Here is a 20,895-nt window from a genome sequence, read left to right on the forward strand (position 1 = left end):
TCCAATTCATAATTCGGAATTTTGTTTTGTTCAACAAAAGAAACAATATGAAAAAGTATTTTAATTTAATGATAAAAACGACGGCGGTCATTTTTACTTTGTCATTAGGCAATAATTTTCAGGCGCAAAATGAAACAATTATGAAAAAGAAAATTTTGTTTGTTGTGACCAGTCACGACAAAAAGGGTGGAACAGGAGAACCCACTGGTTATTATCTAGGAGAAGTTTCACATCCCTGGGAAGTGCTTCACAATGCAGGTTATGAGATTGATTTTGTAAGTCCGAAAGGTGGAAATCCGCCTGTTGACGGTTTTGATTTGACTGATGCCGTAAACAAAGAATTTTGGGAAAACAAAGAATATAGAAACAAAATTGGTAACTCTTTGAAGCCTGATGATGTGAAGCCGAACTCGTATTTAGCTATTTTTTATGCCGGTGGGCACGGTGCAATGTGGGATTTTGCTGATAATCAAAAATTATCACAATTAGCTTCGGATATTTATGAAAATGGAGGGGTTGTAGCGGCGGTTTGTCACGGTCCTGCTGGGCTTGTCAATATTAAACTAAAGAATGGGAAGTATCTTGTCGATGGTAAAAAAATCAATGCATTTACCAATGAAGAAGAAACTGAAGTGAAACTGGAAAAAATTGTTCCTTTTTTGCTGGAAGATAAATTGAAAGATCGTGGCGCCATCTTCGAAAAATCAGAAAAGTGGAAACCTCATGTAACCGTTGATAAAAAATTAGTTACGGGACAGAATCCTCAATCCGCCAAAATCGTTGGAGAGGCTATTTTAGCAGAATTGCAGAAAAAATAATTAATACAAAAGATAAAGTGATTGTCAATACACAATCACTTTTTTTATAAGATATATTTTGATTCAACTCTTCCAAATCTCCCAAGCCTTCTCCGCCTGTTGCTCCAGCATATAAAAACCATTCAATGTAGTTGCACCTTTTTCTGCAGATTTTCTGAGGAAAGCCGTTTCTGATGGATTATAAATCAAATCTATGACGTAATGTTTGTCCGTAATCGCATCAAATGGGAATTTTATAGAATCATCCACATTCGGGAAGGTTCCAACAGGAGTTGTTTGGATGATTAGTAATGAATCTTTTACAAGATCTTCACTCAGATTTTCAAAGTTGATTTCGGATTTTCTGGAAACGGTTTGATGTTCGATGTTATGTTTGTCCAGGATATATCTCACAGCTTTTGCCGCGCCGCCATCGCCGAGGATCAACGCTTTTTTGTGATGTTCTTTTTTATTGATTAAAAGCGTTTTCTCAAAACCAAAAGCATCTGTGTTGTAACCGATTTTTTTACCGTTTTGGAATCTTACGCAATTCACAGCGCCAATCTGTAAAGCCTCATCACTAAGTTCATCGAGAAAAGGAATTACGGCTTGTTTGTAAGGAATCGTGACGTTGATGCCCACAAGATCTGGATTTTCTGTTACCGATTTGAAAAGGTCGATCTCAGGAATATCAATGAAGTTATAGCTGTGATTTTTCAGGAACAGTTTTTTGAATTTTTCTTCAAAGTATTTTTTTGAAAACGAGTAAGAAATATTCTTTCCCAACAATCCGAACGCTTTATTTTCCATAATTCAAATTTAGGAATTATCAGAAAATTACAGATCAATTTTCTGGTAAAATTAATCAATTAATACAAAAGAAAAACAACTTGAATAAGTTCAAGTTGCTCATATCTTGTTTAGTGAAAATTAAAATTATTTACTCGAGTAATATCTCATTTTTTCTACAATCTCTCCAAGGTCAAAGGGTTTTGGAATGAAATCTACCGCGCCACTTTCGATGGCTGTATCTCCCAATCCACGGCTTGCAGACATGATTACAACAGGAATATCTTTGAAATCTTCATTGGCTTTGATTTGTTTGCAAATGTCTCTGCCATCTTCGCCAGACAACCACATATCCATCAATATCACATCTGGTTTAGAAGATGCCGTAAGAGAGTTGAACATTTCGGAACCTCTCTCATAATTATCTACTTCATAGCCTTCCATATTTAGCATTAGCTTAACTGAATCTAATATGGCTGGGCTATCATCTACTACGAATATTTTTTTTGAATTTGACATTTTTAATGTTTATTAATAGGAGGTTATAGTTTTGGGAATCTCGAAACAAAAATCAGACCCTTTCCCTTCAACTGAGTTTACAAAAATCTTGCCACCACTTCGTTTTATAATCTCAGAAGAGATGTAAAGTCCCAAACCGAGACCAGGGAATGTGTGTTCTTTGCTTCCGCTCACACGGTAGTATTGTTCGAAGACCTTGTCTTTCTTATCATCTGGGATCCCAATTCCGAAATCTCGGACGCAGAAACGAACGTTGTTGTCTTCTGTTATTTTGCTTGTAATTAATATTTTATCTGCGGTTGGAGAATATTTGATAGCATTGTTGATGAGATTGCTCATGACCTGAGAAATTCTGTGTCTGTCGCCAGTGATAACACCAATTGCCTCAGAATTCAACTCAATTGCATGTTTGGTATTCATTTGTTGTTCTTCGACAGTTTCGGCAATCAGCTCATCAAAATTGAATTCAGAATTATTAAGAATGATCTTTCCATTTTGAATTTTCGTTACGTCCAAAAGATCATCCACGAGACTAGTCAATTTATTTATTTGCTCATCCATTTTTTTGGCAACGTCAGCATTCCCCAAATCTTCCTGTTTTCTGAGATTTTTTTCTAGAAATTGAGAGTAGAGCTTAAGACTAGTCAATGGTGTTTTCAACTCGTGGCTGGCAATGCCTAGGAAGTTATCCTTTTGTTGCTGGAATTGTTTGAATTCATCAATATCTGTGCAAGTTCCAATCCATTGCAGAACTTCATTGTTCTGATCTTTTATGGGAATAGCTTTTCCGAGAAACCAGCGATAGGCATTTTCCCTAGTCCGATCTTTGAATTGATATTCGATCTCGTACCCTGTTTTGTTTTTTTGGCTGTTTTGCCAAATTGTACTTGCTCTTGGAAAATCATCGGGATGTAGGATTTTCTTTGATGCACTTGCGCGGTTGTCAACACCTTCAAAACCGCTGTACTCATACCAACGCTTGTTGTAATAGTCGATGTTTCCATCTTTGTCAGCTGTCCAAACGATGATTGGAAGACTGTCTGCAAGATTTCTGTATTTCTCCTCGTTGTCCTGAATTTGCTTTTTCGCAAGGACGAGATCGGTAACATTCACTGCAAAATTGAGAATTGCATAGACTTCACCATCTTGATTTTTCAAAGGTTTGTAGGAGAAATTATAATAAAACGGTTTTAAAATACCATCTTGCTCCAGATATATATGATCTTCCGTTGCAGTGTAGGTTTTTCCGGTCTCAAAGACATTTTTCAAGATGTCCAAAAAAGGCTGACCTTTGAGTTCGGGCATTGCATCTTCCAACCTTTTTCCAATCACAGATCTGTCTTTGTCCCAGGTTTTTAGCATCGCATCATTTACCATATCCACGATGAGATCTTTGCCACTGTACAAACCGATGGAAAAATCAGATTCATTGATCAGGGTTTCGAATTTGTATTCGGTTTCGGCAAGGTTGATCTCCGCCATCACTTTGTCCGTCGCATCTGTCGCTACGATGCTCACGCCGATGATTTCAGTTTCTGCATCGTTATAAATTGGCGCATAGATAAAGTCGAAATAACAAGCTTGTCTCTCTCCATTTTTGATAAGATAAGCCACTTGTTTGTAACCTTTGTAAGGAATTCCAGTTTTCTTGACCTCCCCAAGAATATCAATGAAAGGCTGGTCCTTGATTTCTGGAAGCGCTTCTATCAGCTTCATTCCAATCACTTCCTTCTCTCGTCCCCAAAGTTCCAAAATTTGAGGATTTGCAACTTTGATGACAAAATCATCGCCCATCAACATTGATAATGCAATAGGAGCCTGAGTCAGCAAGAGCGCCAAGGAGTCCTGAGAAATATTACTTTTAATAAAGTTTTTCATTGAAATCTAATTCGAAAACTAATTGTGTTTTTAAGAATCTACACCTTGAGTTTCTTTTTTCAATTTGCTGTTTTTATATCCATAAAGGAAATAAATCACCAAGCCTATAGCAAACCATAGTCCAAACCAGAACCAATTATCGTGGCTCATTCCAGTCAAAAGATATAGACAAGAACTAAGTCCAATCAATGGAATTAATGATAAGTTTTTTATGAATGTCAAAATGCAAAGAATGACATTAAAAATGATATAAACGATGATTGCCAATCTGAATTCGCCTTCCTTCTCATCACTTAAATTTGTTAATTGATGGAAAAAATCTGGTTCATAAAAATAGAAAAACACCAGTCCACCAAAGAAAATAAAAGGGAAAATAAACTTACCATTGATGTAGGGCAAATGGAATCTGCCTTTCACTTTTTCCTTATTTGGAAGTAGCAAAACGCCACCACAAACCAATACGAATGCGAAGATGGTTCCGATACTTGTAAAATCTAGGATGAAAGATTTGTCTGTAAATAGGATAGGAACTCCGACTAAGATTCCCGTAACAATCGTTGCAAAAGAAGGGATTTTGTTTTTTGGATGAACTTCCTGAAATTTCTTTGGTAAAAGTCCGTCTCTTGACATTGCCATCCAGATTCTTGGTTGTCCCATTTGGAAAACCAAAAGCACGGTAGTAATTGCCACAATAGCTATTAATGAAACAATAAATTCCATCCAAGGCAAATTAAGATTAGCAGAGTTGAAAACGAATGACAGCGGATCTCCAATGCCATCGAAATTTTTATAATCCACCAAACCAGTCAAAACCAAGGTCAGAATAATATAAATTACGGTACAAAGTCCGAGAGAAATGAGCATTCCTCGTGGAAGATCACGTTGTGGATTTTTAGTTTCTTCAGATAAAACCGAGATGGCATCAAAGCCAATATAAGCAAAGAAAACGCCCGAAACAGCAGACATAACACCAGTAAATCCATTAGGCATAAAGGACGGTTCTGAAGTGACGGAACTTGTGGGAAACCAATTTCCTGTGTTCACAAATCCAATTCCGACCACAATTACTAATAGAATTACAAATAATTTTAAGATGACAAAAAAGTTGTTGAAATTCTTGCTCTCCTTGATTCCCTGATAACAAAGCCAAGTGATCAATCCGTTGATGACCAATGCAGGAATGTCTACAATAATCTTTAATCCGCCGATGATTGGAGCCGATTTCCAAGCGTTGATCAATTCTCCGTTTGTAGAATTATTGAAGAAAGCTTTTTTGGCCTCAGTATAACTGCAAGTAAAATAATCTGGAATATGAATGCCAATTCTCTCCATAAAACTTGTGAAATAATCCGACCAAGAGAAGGCGACATAGATATTCCCGAAAGAATATTCCATAATCAAAGCCCAGCCGATGACCCAAGCGATCATTTCTCCAAAACTCGCGTAAGCATAAGTGTAAGCACTTCCTGCAGTAGGAATTCTACTTGCAAATTCCGCATAACAAAGGGCAGTGAAAGCACAGGCAAATCCACAAATCAGATATAAGATGATCACACCCGGACCGCCGCGGAAAATGGCTTCTCCCAAACTACTGAAACTTCCAGCCCCAATGATGGCCGCGATCCCAAAAAATACGATGTCCCAAGTTCCAAGAACTCTGTTTAGCTGTCCTGTTTCGGATTTTCCGGTGTAGTGTTTTCTTCTGAAAAGTGAGTTTATCAAAGCTTAAGATTTTTGTGCAAGAAACAAATATAATGATTTTTTGAGTTTTTAGTTAAAAATTTGTTAAACGTATGGAATTTTTAATAATGTCAACTTCTGATGATTCAAAATTTTTCGTTCATACAGAGTTAGAAAACTCGATAAATGTTTTTAAAACAAAATCAACTTTGTCTAATAAAACTACCACCAAATAATATCTTTTCCCTATTTTCGTTGAAAAGGAATAAACTTTGTTGAAGCCGTTCTTCGACAAACTCAGAATGACATTAATTTTGAAAATCTATATGAATTCAAAAAAAATAATAATCGCTTCGATGTTATCTCTTTACGGGATTTCCGAGGCGCAACAATCTCAATATTTTACAAAGAACGAAGATTATCATTTCGGTTTGGCAGATAATCTCTACCAGACCAAGATCTACAACGCTTCGCAATACGAATATTCCAAACAATATTTCTACAACAAGAATCTCAGCAATTCCAGAAAGGAAGCTTCTGCGTTTTTCAGCAATGTGATCGGCGTGATCCTTCAGCAACAATATGCGGAAGAAGGCTTGAACGCTTTTATGAAAGAATATCCGAATTCGGCATATTTTGCACAGGCCAATGGACCTTTGGCGGATTATTATTTGGCGAAAAAAGATTTTGAGAAAGCGTTGGAAACTTTGCAGAAGGTCAATCAATACCAATTGAGCAAGGAGGAGAACACGCAACATATTATGAAGTTGGGTTATGCCAAGTTTATGACCGGCGATTCTGCTGGCGCAATCGAGGCTTTGGAAGAATCTTTCAAATCGGCGGACGAGGCCAGCAAACCAGCGATTTCTTATATGCTTGGACATTTGTATTACGCTGACAAACAGAATGATAATGCCTTCATTTATTTTGACCAGATTAAAAATAATGAGGAATATGCACATCTTGTGAAGCCTTACTATGTTCAGATATACTACAATCAGAAGAATTATGATTTGGCGATTTCGGAAGGAAATGAACTTCTTAATAATGGAAAATCAACCAGTTACGATACGGAAATCCATAAGATAATTGGTGAAAGTTATTTTATGAAAGGCGATTACCAATCGGCTTATCCGCATCTGAAATTGTTTTTGGACAAGGAACAAACGCCTTCAGAATCTGACCTTTACGAGATGGGTTTTGTTTCCGCTCAGCTGAAGAAAAATGACGAAGCGGTTGGTTATTACAATCAATTGATCAACAGCAATTCTCCGTTGGCGCAAAACGCTTATTACCAGTTGGGAAATGCGTATCTGGAAACGGGTAAAAAGCAGGAAGCTTTGTCGGCTTATCGTAATTCTTCACAAATGACTTATGACCCGAAAGTTCAGCAATTGGCTTTGGAGCAATATGCGAAACTGAGTTACGAATTGGGAAATCCGTTTGAAAACTCATCGAAAGTGATTCAAAGCTATATTGATAAATATCCGGGCGGTGCAAAAACTCAGGAAATGAGATCGCTTTTGGTTAAATCTTATCTGTATTCCGGAGATTACAAAGCGACTTTGGAAGCACTCGCAAAGCTCGACCAAAAAACAAACGAGACCAGGAAAATAGAGCAGGAGGTTTCCTATCTTTTGGGTTCTGAGGAATTCAACAAAGGGAATTTTGATGTGGCTGAAAAATATTTCAAGCAAAGTCTTCAATCTAATTTAAACAAAGAATTCTACAAGAAAGCGCAATATTGGTTGGGTCAAACTTACTATCAAAAAGGTGATTACAAATCAGCAATTTCGACTTACACAAAACTCGAGAACGAAACAGCAGAAGGTTTCCCAGAGCGTGAGCAATTGGATTACGATCTAGGTTATGCTTATTTCAAGGCTAAGGATTTTGCGTCGTCTCAGGAATATTTTAAGGAATATCTGAGGTTCCCAAAACAAGAATTCAAGGCGGATGCAGAATTGCGTTTGGCGGATACTTATTATGCTAATAATCAGTTGAATGAAGCTTTAGAGATCTATAACAAAACCGAAAATGCAAGCGATTACACATTATATCAAAAATCTTTAGCTCTTGGTTTCAAAGGTGATACAGCTGCGAAAATTGCGGAGCTAAAAACCTTAATCTCAAAATATCCAAACTCTGAATATGTGGATGACGCGAACTACGAAATCGGAACGGCTTATGCGCAGAATGATGATTTCAATAATTCAAATTCATACTTCGATAAAGTTATCAAATCAAGTCCGGACAAAGATCTTGTAGCAAATTCCCAGATCTACCGAGCTCAGAATTACATCGACCAGGACCAAACGGACAAAGCGATTGCTGAGTTTCAGCTTTTGGCCAATCAATATAAAAATACAGCGTTTGCAGAGAAAATCGTTTTGGCTTCCAAACCTGCTTTTGTGAAAAAAGGCGACGTTGCCGGTTACGAACAATTTGCTAAAACTTTGAATGTGAAAGTTGACACTTCAGAGATCAATGAGATCAATTTCAATCTGGCGCAGGAAAGTTTTGCTAAGAAGGATTATACTAAAGCTGTTTCTTACTACGAGAAATATCTGGAGCAAAGTCCGAGTGGCGACAATCTTTTCAAATCTCAATATGAATTGGGCGAAAGTTATTATCAATTAAAACAAATTGACAAAGCGATGTTGCCGTTGCAGAATGTTGCCGATTTCCAGAATGATTATCAGCAAGATGCGCAGGTTCGATTGGCGCAGATTTACATTTCGCAAGATAAAATTTCGGATGCGAAAAAATATCTGGAACAAGTTGCCAACTCAACGAATGTGAACATCAAAAACTTCGCTTCGATTGAATTAATGAAAATCTATGCGGACGAAAAGAACTTTGCCGAAGCAGAAAAATTCGCCAATGCAGTGATCTCGAATTCTAAAAATTCTGCAGCCACATTGGAGCAGGCGAAAGTCATAAAAGCGAGAAGTCTGATGCAACAATCGAAAGATAAAGATGCGCAAACAGCTTACACAGCTTTAGAAAAATCCTCCAATACAGAAGTTGCTGCTGAAGCTCTTTACGCAAAAGCCTTCTATCAAAACAAAGGAAAAGCCTTCAAATCGTCCAACGAAACGATTTTCAAATTGGCAAACAATTATGCTTCGGAAGAATATTGGGGCGCAAAAGCTTTGGTCATTATGGCGAAAAATTATTTGGCTTTGAAGGACAATTACCAAGCGAGTTACACTTTGGACGAGATCATCAATAATTACGGAGATTTCCCAGAGGTTGTGGCGGAAGCGAAGGAAGTGAAAGCGCAGATCAAAAAGTAAATTTAAAGGTTACAAATTTTTAAATCAATTTTTACCCCGACCCTAAAGGGGGAATTGCTTTAAAAATTTCATCAAAATTACTCCCTTTAGGGTTAGGGAAATAGTTTTGATGAAATTTTAAAAAATAAAAAATAAATGAACAAACTGAAATATATCGCCGTTCTGGCATTTTTGGGAACTTTCGGAATTTCGGAAATCGGAGCTCAAATCAAAGAAGAGCAACTGATCCTGAACAGAAAACGTGAACCTGAAGTTAAGAAGATCGAGAAGAAGAAAACGTCTGTCATCCAGGAGAAAAATTATCCGCCGGAAAACAAAAAGAAGGAAGATTCTCTCAATCTGAAATATGATATCGTGAATGTTCCGCCGGTTTCTGACTTCAAAACGACCGAGATTCAAAGCGAAGATATTTCTCCAAAATTCAATAATGATTTTCAATCGAACTATTTCAGATTGGGTTACGGAAATTATGGAAAGTTCCTGGCAGATGCGAACATTTCTGGAAAAGTGCAGGACAATGTGGAAGTAGGAGCGGATGTTCATTATTTGTCAACGACTGGACTGAAGAAAGATTACGATTGGGATTCCAAAAGCAGTCAGGCAAAGATTGGCGCTTATGCGAACATCTATGCGGAAAAAGGAAAGTACAATCTGGACGCGAATTATGGTTTTAATAATTACAATTATTACGGAATTTACGCGTTTTCGCCATCAAATTCTGATTTAGACTTACAGCAAAAAGTAAACAAATTCAGTGTGAATGCCTCGTACGACCATTATTCCAACGAGATTTTGAATAATGTAAAAGTGAGATCGTACTTCTTAAGCGATCATTTTAATGCGAAAGAAAGTTATGCTGATGTTGAATTGAATTTGTCAAAACACGATTTTGAAGTTACCAATGACATCACGGCAAACGCAGATCTGGGAATCGATTTGGAAACCGTTAATTCTAAATTCGAATTGCTGAATCAAAATAATTCCAATCAGCTGAATTTCACTCTGTCTCCAAAAGTCACTTTCTACAAAGGCGAATCTTATTTGTTGATCGGGTCGGATTTTAGTTTTCTTAATTCAAAATTATCCGATTTTACCGGGGAAAATAAAGGAAGCAAATTCTATTGGTTCCCGAGAGCGGAAGTTTTGGTTGCTGCGGCAGATGAATTCAAATTCTATGGAGGAATTGATGGCGGTTTGAAGCTGAACACTTACGGAAATCTTTTGGAGGAAAATCCATTTCTGATCTCCGACTTGCTTTTGACGCCAACTGAAAATAAATACCATTTCTATTTCGGTTTGAAAGGTGACATCAACCAAATGTTTAAGTATGATGTGAACGCAGGTTTCAGCAAAGTGAACAATGCGCAGTTTTTCATTAATAATGGTTTGTTTAATAATACAATTTCTACAGACAGACCAGGATTTGATTATGCAAACACGTTCAGTTCAATCTACGACAATGGAACTTTGATGGAAATCAAAGGAGATTTACAAGCATTTCCTATGGAAAACCTTACTGTGGATGCAGGTTTGCATTTTATGAAATACAAATTGGATAATCTTGAGGAGGTTTATTATAAGCCTTTGGTACAATTCAATCTTGGCGCGAAATATACAATGCTGGAGAAAAAGCTGGCACTTGGGTTCAAAGGATATTTCGTAACTGACAGAACCTCAAATGCTTTCTTGGTAACGCCTAACGATTTTGTGCCTGGTCAATATTTGCCTACAGAGAATCGAGATGTAAAAGTTGGTGGTTATGCAGATTTAAATTTGTCAGCAGAGTACAAACTTCACAAAAATTTCAGTATTTTCGCACTCGGAAATAATCTTCTAGGCGCCAAATATCAGAATTACTTGGGCTACAAAGTTTTGGGAGCACAGGTTGTAGGAGGCGTGAAGATAACGTTCTAAAAATAATTGATAGATGATAATCTATAAATGATCATTCATCACTTATCACTTATCATTTATAAAAACGGCTTCGTAGTTCAACTGGATAGAATATCGGATTTCGGCTCCGAGGGTTGGGGGTTCGAATCCCTCCGAAGTCACTTAAAGAGACAACAATTTATTAGTTGTCTCTTTTTTATTCATAAATATCTCTTTATCAAACTTTTAAAGTCTGACATTTTGTGTTCGACATTTTAAGCATAAAATATTTATTCTGTTTGAAATAAGCAGTCTTACAGTGCCAGAATACGTTTGTAACCTACAAGTGTTGAGTGTTCGAAATCTCCTTAAGGTTAGAGCTTTTTTTTGCTACTAAATGTAGTAGTTCTAATATATCCTTAGCTTCCTTCTCATTTACCTGAACACCATTTGGCCAAAATAATAATTGCTTGTTCTGCTGAAACATTCCTATCAATGAAGTCCTTTTTTTTCAATACTTTTTGTTACTTTTTTTGAGAATATTTTTGAGAATGCATCATTTAAATCTAAAGAAAGATCTCCTGATTCATAATCAATTTTAAATTTGATGCTATTTCACTTTTCAATTTAAAAACATTTGATAATGAAAAAGACAGCTCTAAGCTGTCTTTTTTAAAATTTAAGTTCTGATGGTTTTGTTTTATTTTTTGATGACTTTGAAAGATTTTGTATCTCCATCTTTGAACCTGACATTGATAATATAAGTACCAGATGCACTGTTGGAGAAATTGATTTCCTTTGTTGGTTTTATCGTTTTGATTAATTTACCAGAAACATCATTCACCGTGATAGATTCTATAAGATTTATATCCGATAAATTAATCACTTCTGTAAATGGATTTGGATAGACTGCAATACTTTTTTTGTTAATATCAGAAACATTAAGAGTAATATCAGGATTTACTTTTATCGTAAAGGTTTTTGGTGTGCCTGTGGTGGTAGTTCCAGCAGAATTATAAACTCGGAAAGCGAAATCTACATATGGGTAAGAAAAATATTCTGGCCAAACATATACTTGTCCATCAGCGTAAGTATTAAGACTCCCCATCATACCATTACCTTCATCTGTACTTTTGAACACCAAATAGTAAGTTGTTCCAGGCGTAACCGATACAGGCGACCACGATACATCGACCCAAGAGTTTGGTGTAGCCGTTGAGGAACCGGTTGACAATTTGATTGCTCCTGTCTGGTTTGGCAATTTGTCCCAAAGCTCTACTGTTACCGTTGAATTTCCTCCGCGTAAAGACAATTTGATACCTGCACCAGAAATGGAGTTACTTACCGCTTTGAAAGATTGAGCAAGTGGTATATCAAAGTTTGAGATATGTTCCTCTGCGATCGGCTGGTTAATATCAACTATGTTTTCTATAACAATTTTTGGTGTTACAGTAATGGTTGCCGTAACTGCTGTACCGGTGGTATTGTTTGCTACAAAGGAAGGAATATTTCCTGTTCCGCTTGCTGGCAAGCCAATAGAAGTCGTATTGTTTGTCCAGTCATAAGTCACACCAGATACTGCACTTGTAAAAGTTACCGCCTCAGTATTGTCACCATGTCTTACTTCCTGGTTGGCAGGCTGATCCATTGTTAATCCAGGCTTTACTTTGATTGTAAAGGTTTTTGGTGCACCTATTATTGTTCCAGATTTATAAACTCGGAAGGCGAAATCTAAATCTGGGAAAGAATCATAACCTGCATTGGCATACATTTGACCATCTACATAAGGGGTATCAAAATTTCCAAGTAAAACATTATTATTATTTGTACTTGTAAACACCAAGTAGTAAGTTGTTCCAGGCGTAACCGATACGGGCGACCATGATACATCTACCGAAGAGTCTGGTGTAGCTGGTGAAGAACCTGTTGCCAATTTGATTGCTCCGGTCTGGTTTGGCAATTTGTCCCAAAGCTCTATAGTTACCGTTGAATTTCCTCCGTGTATATCCAAATCCACACCAGCACCAGAAATGGAGTTACTTACCGCTTTGAAAGATTGAGCAAGATATCCTTGATCAAAAGAAGCCATTGGAATTTCTTTACTTGCTTGATTAATATCAAGAATGTCCATCCCAATATTTTTTGGAGTTACAGTAATTGTAGCAGTAACTGCTGTACCGGTGGTATTGTTTGCTACAAAGGAAGGAATATTTCCTGTTCCGCTTGCTGGCAAGCCAATAGAAGTCGTATTGTTTGTCCAGTCATAAGTCACACCAGCTGCTGCACTTGTAAAAGTTACCGCCTCAGTATTGTCACCATGTATTACTTCCTGGTTGGCAGGTTGGTACATAGTTAGCGCAGGATTTACTGTAAGCGTTACTGCGGTTCTTTCACTTTCGCAAGTGCCGTTGTCTGCTGTTGCATAATAGGTGTAAGTTCCTGGTGTATTCAGTTGTGTGGTATTTGTAACTTCATAAGTTGTACCTGTTGCTAAAGCTGTACCGCTTGTTGCACCATCATACCAGTTGATTGTTAGCGGTAAATTATCAGTATAAGTATATTCTAACTTAACAGAGTTAATGGTAAGATTACCAAAGCTAAAATTGTTTCTTATTTTTACTGTAAACGCTCCGTTAGTAAGACTTGCCAAATTGAGGTTATAAGGACCACCATTAGCAACATAATCAACATTAGCCAACGGCGTTTCAGCTAATGTAGTTGCTGTACCGGAAACCGATACATAGAATTCAAGAACATAAGATCCATTAACTCCTCCACTTGTTGTAACCCCATTAAATACCAATTTTGCTGATGTTACAGTAGCTCCTGAAGGTATATCGCTAACTGAACCACTTAATTCCACAAAATCATTACGATTTCCTCCTACAACAATACTACTACCCAAGTCAATTGTTTCGGTTATCGTGCTTTCTATTCCCGTTGCTCCCAAAATAGCAGAAGTCGCCCCTGTATAAACTGATGCATCAGTAGCCGTTGGTTGTGTAGGTTTTGTACAAGGTGTACAAGCTGTTTTAACTTCGTTTTCATTTTGGCAACCTGTGGCATTGTCAGAAATATCTCTGGTTCCTGACGTTTGCAGATAACTACAAACACTAGCAATATTACAAACAGATAAATTAGGATGCCCCACAATAATCAAATTAATAATATCTGAACTTATATTCCGTAATCCAGAAATGTCTGATAGTTCAAGATTAGAACCAATCTCAAGACTTCCATTAATGCTTTTTAAGGCTGATAAACCATTCAGATTGGTTAATTGTGTTTCGTAAATACCTAAATGAGTTCCGATACTCTGCAACTTGCTTAGAGGCGAAAGGTCTGTTATATCACCTTGTAGAAGTAAATAACCTGTTGTTTGTGTACAATTGGGATACATTGCTCCAAAATCATCCACATCTTTCTGCGAACTCAAAGTAACATTTCCAATCGGACAAATTGAAATAGTACTGAATGTATGCTTAACCCAATCACTTTGATTTTCTGTACAGTTTTGACGAACATATACATCATACGAAGTAGTTTCTGTAAGTCCTGTTATCGTATAATTAAGAGCGGAAACGCCGTTTTGTTTTGTCCCCGTTCCTTGTGTAAAACCTGCTATTCCCCATTCTATATCAAAAGTCCCGGAGTTGGTCCAGTTAATTGTGGCTTTATTGGAAATAACATTGGAAGTTGTGATGTTTGCAGGAACTTCGCAAGCTGGAGTACAAGATGCAAGTATGGCATTTGCACTTTCGCAACCTGCGCCATTGCCATAAATCATTCTACTTCCCGAACCTTTCAAATAGTTGCAAACAAAAGTGCTATTACAAGTAGATAAATTAGAGTTATCAATAATAACAAGAGAGCGTCCAATGTTTGATACATTCCCTAAACCGTTTAGATTATTTAATAAAGAATTATGCTCAATATTAATGTAACTTCCAACAGTTCTTAATGCCTCTAGCCCATTTAGATTAGTTAATTGATTATTATAAATATCAACAAAACCTCCGACACTTTTTATATTGCCCAAAGGTAAAAGATCGGTAATATCACCACCACTTATATGCAAAAACCCTGAGATCCCTGTACAATTTGGATACTGCAATTTAAAATTATTTACATCTGCTTGAGAAAGCAAAAAAACATTTCCACTTGGACACTGCGCATTTGCCTGCAGAGAAAACGATAAAAGCATAGCCAGAAGCCAAAAATTTTTGATAAACCCATTGGTTTTATACCCATAATAGTAAAGATGTTTCATATACAAAAAATATTAGATGTTAAATAGATTTCCCGCTTTTACAAAAGCAGAATAGACAAAACTACTTTTATCTATTTAACATAATATAAAACTGGGACGAAATGCAGAACTTTGTATATGAAAGGTAAATCTGGCTAAAGATTCGGTCTGTAATTCCTAGAAAGTGGCAGTTTGTAACCTTTGACAAGAACTTCATCGGAAGAAATTTTCTCTATCCAATCAGAATTTACAAACACAGAACGATGGATTTGTTTGAAAGAAGACGGCAGTTGCTTGCAAAATTCCTGCAATGTATTTCTGATTGTGAGTTTTGTATTATTAGTAATAATATCAAGATAATTTTTATCTGCCTGGATGTAGATAATATCTTCCAATTTGAGTTTGATATCATTATAGCCATCTTTTACAAACAGGAATTGCTTTTGTTTTTTATTGATGATAATCTTGATTGTGGTCATCAAGTCCACTTCTCGGATTGGTTTTGTAAGATAAGATTCTGGAGAGATACTGAGCGCATCTTCCACAGTTTTGGAGTCCGATTGCCCTGTGATGAAGATGATCTGGGCTTCTTCATTTTTTTCTTTGCCAAGTGAAATCCCTTCAAAGTTACCTTCCAGATTGATGTCCATCAAAATAATTTCGGGTTTCCAAGATTTCATTTTTTCTTGAGCTTCTGTTACAGAATGAGCCATTTCAATATTCTCACAGCCATTGTTTTCCAAAATATCTTTGATGTAATCTGCAATCAGAACCTCGTCTTCAACAATTAAAATTTTGATAAAATTCACAACTTACAATTTCATATTAAAACTAAACTTAAAACCATTTCCTGATTCGATCTTGTAATCAATTCTCAATTGGCGACAGAGTTTTTCCACGAGATTCAGCTTCGTGATTTCATTTTTCGCTTTGCCATTATCTTCATATTGAAAATAGATTTTACTTTCGTCCGTATCTATTTTGAGATCAATTTTTTTATTTTCTTGATTTGGAAAAGCGTGTTTCATCGAGTTCATACAAAGCTCCGTGACAAGAAGTCCGATGTACATCGCACTATTTACCGGAATCACCAAATCTTTAACATCAAACTGAACTTCGATATGATTTTCAACAAACAGAAAGTGAAGATTTTGTTTAATTTCCAATAGAAAAGTTTTCAGATTCAAGTTTTTCTTGTCTTGATTATCATACAACTGACGATGCAAAATTCCCAAGGAATCGATTTTCGCAATGATTCTTTTGTTACTAAGGTCATCATTAGAATTCTTTTTCAACTCATTATCAATCAAAATTCTCACAAGCTGAAGATTATTGTTGATGCGGTGATGAGTCTCGGAAACCAAGAACTCATTTTGCTGGGAAACAACAGTCAATTTCTTATTCTGCTTTCTGATAATCTTGACATAATTAAGCAAAATAACCGTGAAAATCAAAATGGCAATTAATCCAAAAAGGATGAAATATTTTAAAAGATTCTGTCTTTTGATTTCTTCTTCTTTTAGCAAAAGAAGCTTTTTATTGTCTTCAATCGTTTTTTCCTTTTCGGCAATCTTAAATCGCTCTTCATATTCCAAAACTTTATCATCATACAATTTGTGATAATAATCTTCCGTCAGGTTCAATCTGATTCTCAAATATTTGTGAGCTAGCTGATAATTGCCTATCTTCTCATAGACGTTTTGCAAATGATCCGCAAAAACAAGTTGATTGTAACTGAGTTTGTTTTCCTCAGACAGATGATAACCTGCAATACCGACATTGATTGATTCAGTGTAATCTTTTGTTAAATCCAAATTTCTGGAAAGATTAATCATAGCATCGGATTGCAAATGGATATTAGAATTTCTTCTTGCCAAACTAATTACCTGTTGCAACTGCTCTATAGCTTTTCGGTAATTTTTCCTGCCTTCGTAAATATTTGCAATCTCCATCATTGAAATCAGTTCATTTTCATAATCCTTCACTTTTCTTGATAAGATCAAAGATTTCTGTGAATATATAAGGACACTATCGGAATTGACTTGATTTTTTGAAAAGAGTGCCGCTTTTCTGTTGTAGAATTTGATGAGATATAGATCCTTGATTTTATGGTTTCTCAAAATATTCTCACAGATTTTAAAATAATCTTCAGCTTTTTTAAACAATCTGCGGTATCTGTAAAATTCTGCAAGATGGGTGTAAACATAAAATTCTTCCTGCAAAAGGTTTTTCTGTTTGAAAATTCGAAGTGCATCTTTATAGGCCTCAGGAGATTTTTCATACTCTTGCTTCAACTTGTAGGCATTTCCTAACTCAACATATAAAAAGCCTCTGCTAATTTCGGATTTTGATTTTGAAATGTGTTGATTGATGTAAACAATTGCAGAATCAATTTTATTTTGGCGAATGAGTTCGTGAGAATAGATTAATGGATTTTTGTCATTAGCATTAATTAATATTGAATTCATCAAGAAACATAACCCCATTACTTTTATAATCACATAAAAATTGGGAATTATTTTTTTCATTTTGATAATCTAGGAATCAGATTGCAAAATAAACTTATTTTATAATAATATCAAATTTATCAAAGATTGTCATAAGATTTCACATCTTTGATAAATTTTCTCATATACTAAATATTGAGTAACAAATTTCGGACAACTATATTGCAATGTGCAAGAATGCATTTATTTTAAAAGCCATTCTTTAACCTAAAGATCAATGATTAAAACATAAAATTAGTAATTAAAGAAAGTTGTGCAAGTTTGTCCAAATCCTCTAAAAAAGTGTTCGAAAAATGTACCGCAGTCGTCACTTTTCTAAGCCAAACAACGCCACTTAACTTTAGCGGCGTTGTTTGTTTTTTTAACAGTAATGAATTGAATTATATCAAAATACCTATTTCGCAAAATTCTTAGGTGAATAGAAATACAAAAATTTCTTTTTGGCCAATGAAAAATCACTCCAATTGTCGCAATCTACTTCGTAGCCGACAACGCCGGAAGTTGGAAGATTCACAATCTCATCTGTCAAAGAATTGGCAAAATTGGAAATCCCGTTGTTATGTGAAAACAAAATGACAGAGTTGATCGTATTTTCTAATCCGAGAATTAGGTTTTCAAAATTACGTTCTTTGGGATTGTACAAAGATGCATCTGTGGAAAAAGACTTTTGATACACCTCAGAAAATAATTTACATGTTTCCAACGCACGTTTTGCTGGACTTGAAATGAAAGTATCAAGTTCTATTAATTTTTCTTGTAGAAAACGAGCCATCTTTGGTGCATTGATCATTCCCAACTCATTCAACGGACGGTCAAAATCCTCAACATCTACAGGCCAATCACTCTTGGCATGTCTCACGAGTAAAAGTGTTTTCATCTGTTTCTTTTAAATTTTAAACTTGCTGAACTAAATATTTAAAGATATTCTATTAACAAATAGTTAATAATAAATTAAAATTAGTAAAAAAAAATCACTTGATGGTTGTTATAAAATAAATTTTCCATGTTATTTCTCATCCTTATATATAACAAAATGTTCATCTGTATCTCGAATCACAATTTACTGATATCAACAATAAAGTTTTATGGTTAAGTAATTGAAAATTTGATTAAAAAAATCATAATCAATTGGATGAATTATAAATTGAACATTATAGTTTCAGATTCTTATCAACTTAAATTTCTAATGAAAAATTTAGAGCTGAGATTCTTCTCCGAAAAATTTATATATTTAAGCTAAATATTTTTAGTAAATGAATGTCCTGCTAGTTGAAGACGATGAGAGAATAAGCAATTTTTTGATGAAAGGATTGGGCGAAATTGGTTTTCAAGTAACGTTGGCGCCAACTGGCGAAATGGCGAGAGAGTTGATTGCTACTTATGAATTCGATATTATTCTGATGGACATTATGCTTCCTGGGATAGACGGCGTGCAACTGACACAGATCATCAGATTCAAAAAAAATTACACACCAATACTTGTTTTGAGTGCACTGAATCAGCCTGATGATAAAATCAAAATGCTGGATATTGGAGCAGATGATTTTTTGTCAAAACCCTTTCATTTTGAAGAACTGATTTCAAGAATCAATGCGCTTACCAGAAGGAACAAATTGTCTTATCAGGATTCTTCAAACGTCATCATCTGTGGAAATATTACTTTGGATAACGATTTACACACTGTGATGCAGGATGGCAAAACAATCGACCTTTCACCCACAGAATATAAACTCCTGAATTATCTATTCGAAAATAAAAATAAAGTTTTGTCAAGAACCCAGATTCTACAAGCAGTTTGGGGAATTAATTTTGATAATACCACCAACGTTGTGGATGTTTACATTTCTTACATCAGAAATAAAATTGATGAAACCGAGCAAAAAATAATCCATACCGTGAAGGGAACCGGATATCTCGTAAAAGATTAAATATGACGCTGAGAAACCGATTTACCATCATTTCAAGCCTTTCTTTTGGCATCGTTTCCATCATTACTTTTGTTGTGATTTTTATCGCTTATTATGACAGTACCAAAATCTCATATTTTGACAAACTGAAAAATACAGCTTTGATTTCCGCCATCTATTATCTAGAAAAAGATGAACTTCCGAAAAACAGACATTCGCAGATTACAAAAGAATACAACCACTTGATAGAGAACAGACAAGTTGCTGTTTATGACAAAAATAACGTTGTGAATTTTGGTAAAAACTTAACTGATAAAAATATAAAAATTCAACATCTGAAAAGTGCACGCAAGAATGGAAATGTTCAGTTTATGTCAGAGGATAATTTTTATTATGGCATCTTTTATCCTGATAATCAAGGTGATTTTGTTGTTTTTGTGAAGTCTTCGAGTGATTCCTTTAATTCTCAAATCATCAGACTTTCCATTATTATGCTTTCTGTTTTGATGATTGGTTTGCTTGCTATTTATTTTTTGAGCAGATATCTTTCGAAGATTGTCTATAAGCCGATTTCTAATGTCGTTGAGCGAATCAATAATGTAGATTATAATGATATTTCACAAGCTATAACCTCTACCAATACCCATGATGAAATAGATGAGTTAATTAAATCTTACAACAAATTGTTTGGAAGAATATCAGAAAATATTCTCTTACAACAGAATTTTATTAACTACGTTTCCCACGAATTCAAAACACCTTTGGCATCGATTTCTGGAAATCTTGAGGTTTTTGCTCAGAAAGACAGAAGTCCAGAAGAATATAAAAAGGTTGTAAAAGAATCTTTGGAAAACGTCTATGAAATAGAAAATATTCTCAATAATTTATTGCTCATGTCGGGTCTTGCTAATTTGAAAGAGTCACATCAAACGGTAAGAATTGACGAGCTGATTTGGAAAATTTCTGAGAAATTAAATTTTAAAATTGATGATTCTAAGTCAGCGATTTCTGTTCAACTGGAAGTTCAAACATCAGATTTTCTGGAATTCACCGGAAATGAAACCTTGATTTATCTTGCGCTATATAATATTGTAGAAAACGGTATTAAATATTCTCAAAATAGACCAATTATTATTAGAATTTTCGAAAATCAACAAGTATTAAATATCGAAATCAAAGATTTTGGAAGAGGGATTGCTCAGGAAGATTTAGATAAAATAACTGAAACATTTTACCGAGGCAAGAATGTAGAAAATATCAAAGGAAGCGGAATTGGGTTGTCTCTTTCGAAAAGTATTTTTAGCCATCATCATATCGCAATGCAGATTAGTTCTGAAATTAATTCAGGAACTCAGGTCTTGCTTACTTTCCCCAAAAATTGAAAGTTCTAATCAAACT

Annotated in this window: 13 protein-coding genes and 1 tRNA gene; 6 read left to right on the plus strand and 8 right to left on the minus strand. The window is 35.4% G+C overall.

Features of this window, described 5'->3' with window-relative positions:
- Positions 1–140: 140 nt before the first annotated feature.
- Complete coding sequence (locus IO90_RS14700) at positions 141–818, plus strand: type 1 glutamine amidotransferase domain-containing protein (RefSeq protein WP_034969320.1); 678 nt, start codon at positions 141–143, stop codon at positions 816–818.
- A gap of 63 nt (positions 819–881) precedes the next feature.
- Here the strand turns inward: IO90_RS14700 and IO90_RS14705 are convergent, their stop codons facing one another.
- The 4 genes from IO90_RS14705 to IO90_RS14720 form a co-directional block, all read right to left on the minus strand.
- Positions 882–1,607, minus strand: a complete 726-nt coding sequence (locus IO90_RS14705; protein ID WP_034968129.1) for a shikimate dehydrogenase family protein — start codon at positions 1,605–1,607, stop codon at positions 882–884.
- Positions 1,608–1,733: 126 nt separating this feature from the next.
- Positions 1,734–2,105 carry a response regulator transcription factor gene (locus IO90_RS14710; RefSeq protein WP_034968132.1) on the minus strand — a complete coding sequence of 124 codons (372 nt, stop codon included), beginning with the start codon at positions 2,103–2,105 and terminating at the stop codon, positions 1,734–1,736.
- A gap of 12 nt (positions 2,106–2,117) precedes the next feature.
- Positions 2,118–3,983, minus strand: a complete 1,866-nt coding sequence (locus tag IO90_RS14715) for an ATP-binding protein (RefSeq protein ID WP_034968135.1) — start codon at positions 3,981–3,983, stop codon at positions 2,118–2,120.
- Between the two features lie 30 nt (positions 3,984–4,013).
- Positions 4,014–5,702, minus strand: a complete 1,689-nt coding sequence (locus IO90_RS14720) for an APC family permease (protein WP_034969324.1) — start codon at positions 5,700–5,702, stop codon at positions 4,014–4,016.
- A 287-nt stretch (positions 5,703–5,989) separates the two neighbouring features.
- On the opposite strand from IO90_RS14720, the gene IO90_RS14725 reads away from it, so the two are divergent.
- The 3 genes from IO90_RS14725 (at position 5,990) to IO90_RS14735 (ending at position 11,016) form a co-directional block, all read left to right on the plus strand.
- On the plus strand, positions 5,990–8,962 hold the full coding sequence (locus IO90_RS14725; protein WP_034969328.1) for a tetratricopeptide repeat protein: 2,973 nt from the start codon (positions 5,990–5,992) through the stop codon (positions 8,960–8,962).
- Between the two features lie 135 nt (positions 8,963–9,097).
- Positions 9,098–10,876, plus strand: coding sequence for a TonB-dependent receptor (locus IO90_RS14730; RefSeq protein ID WP_034968139.1), 1,779 nt, complete (start codon positions 9,098–9,100; stop codon positions 10,874–10,876).
- A gap of 66 nt (positions 10,877–10,942) precedes the next feature.
- Positions 10,943–11,016, plus strand: a tRNA-Arg gene (locus IO90_RS14735).
- A gap of 518 nt (positions 11,017–11,534) precedes the next feature.
- Here IO90_RS14735 and IO90_RS18510 read toward each other — a convergent pair.
- The 4 genes from IO90_RS18510 to IO90_RS14760 all read right to left on the minus strand — a co-directional run bounded on the left by IO90_RS18510 (position 11,535) and on the right by IO90_RS14760 (position 18,467).
- The gene (locus IO90_RS18510) at positions 11,535–15,104 is read right to left on the minus strand and encodes a T9SS type A sorting domain-containing protein (RefSeq protein ID WP_051878738.1); all 3,570 of its coding nucleotides are present in this window, start codon (positions 15,102–15,104) and stop codon (positions 11,535–11,537) included.
- Positions 15,105–15,238: 134 nt separating this feature from the next.
- Entirely contained in the window at positions 15,239–15,892 is a 654-nt protein-coding gene (locus IO90_RS14750; RefSeq protein WP_034968141.1) for a LytR/AlgR family response regulator transcription factor, read from the minus strand.
- A 3-nt stretch (positions 15,893–15,895) separates the two neighbouring features.
- Positions 15,896–17,611 carry a sensor histidine kinase gene (locus IO90_RS14755; protein WP_034968144.1) on the minus strand — a complete coding sequence of 572 codons (1,716 nt, stop codon included), beginning with the start codon at positions 17,609–17,611 and terminating at the stop codon, positions 15,896–15,898.
- Positions 17,612–17,984: 373 nt separating this feature from the next.
- On the minus strand, positions 17,985–18,467 hold the full coding sequence (locus IO90_RS14760; protein ID WP_034968146.1) for a SixA phosphatase family protein: 483 nt from the start codon (positions 18,465–18,467) through the stop codon (positions 17,985–17,987).
- Between the two features lie 376 nt (positions 18,468–18,843).
- Here IO90_RS14760 and IO90_RS14765 point away from each other — a divergent pair, with 376 nt between their 5' ends.
- Both IO90_RS14765 and IO90_RS14770 read left to right on the plus strand, forming a co-directional pair.
- The gene (locus tag IO90_RS14765) at positions 18,844–19,518 is read left to right on the plus strand and encodes a response regulator transcription factor (RefSeq protein ID WP_034968148.1); all 675 of its coding nucleotides are present in this window, start codon (positions 18,844–18,846) and stop codon (positions 19,516–19,518) included.
- A gap of 2 nt (positions 19,519–19,520) precedes the next feature.
- Positions 19,521–20,879, plus strand: a complete 1,359-nt coding sequence (locus IO90_RS14770) for a sensor histidine kinase (RefSeq protein ID WP_034968150.1) — start codon at positions 19,521–19,523, stop codon at positions 20,877–20,879.
- The last annotated feature ends 16 nt before the right edge of the window (positions 20,880–20,895 follow it).

This window comes from Chryseobacterium sp. FH1 (assembly GCF_000735135.1).
Lineage (GTDB): Bacteria > Bacteroidota > Bacteroidia > Flavobacteriales > Weeksellaceae > Epilithonimonas.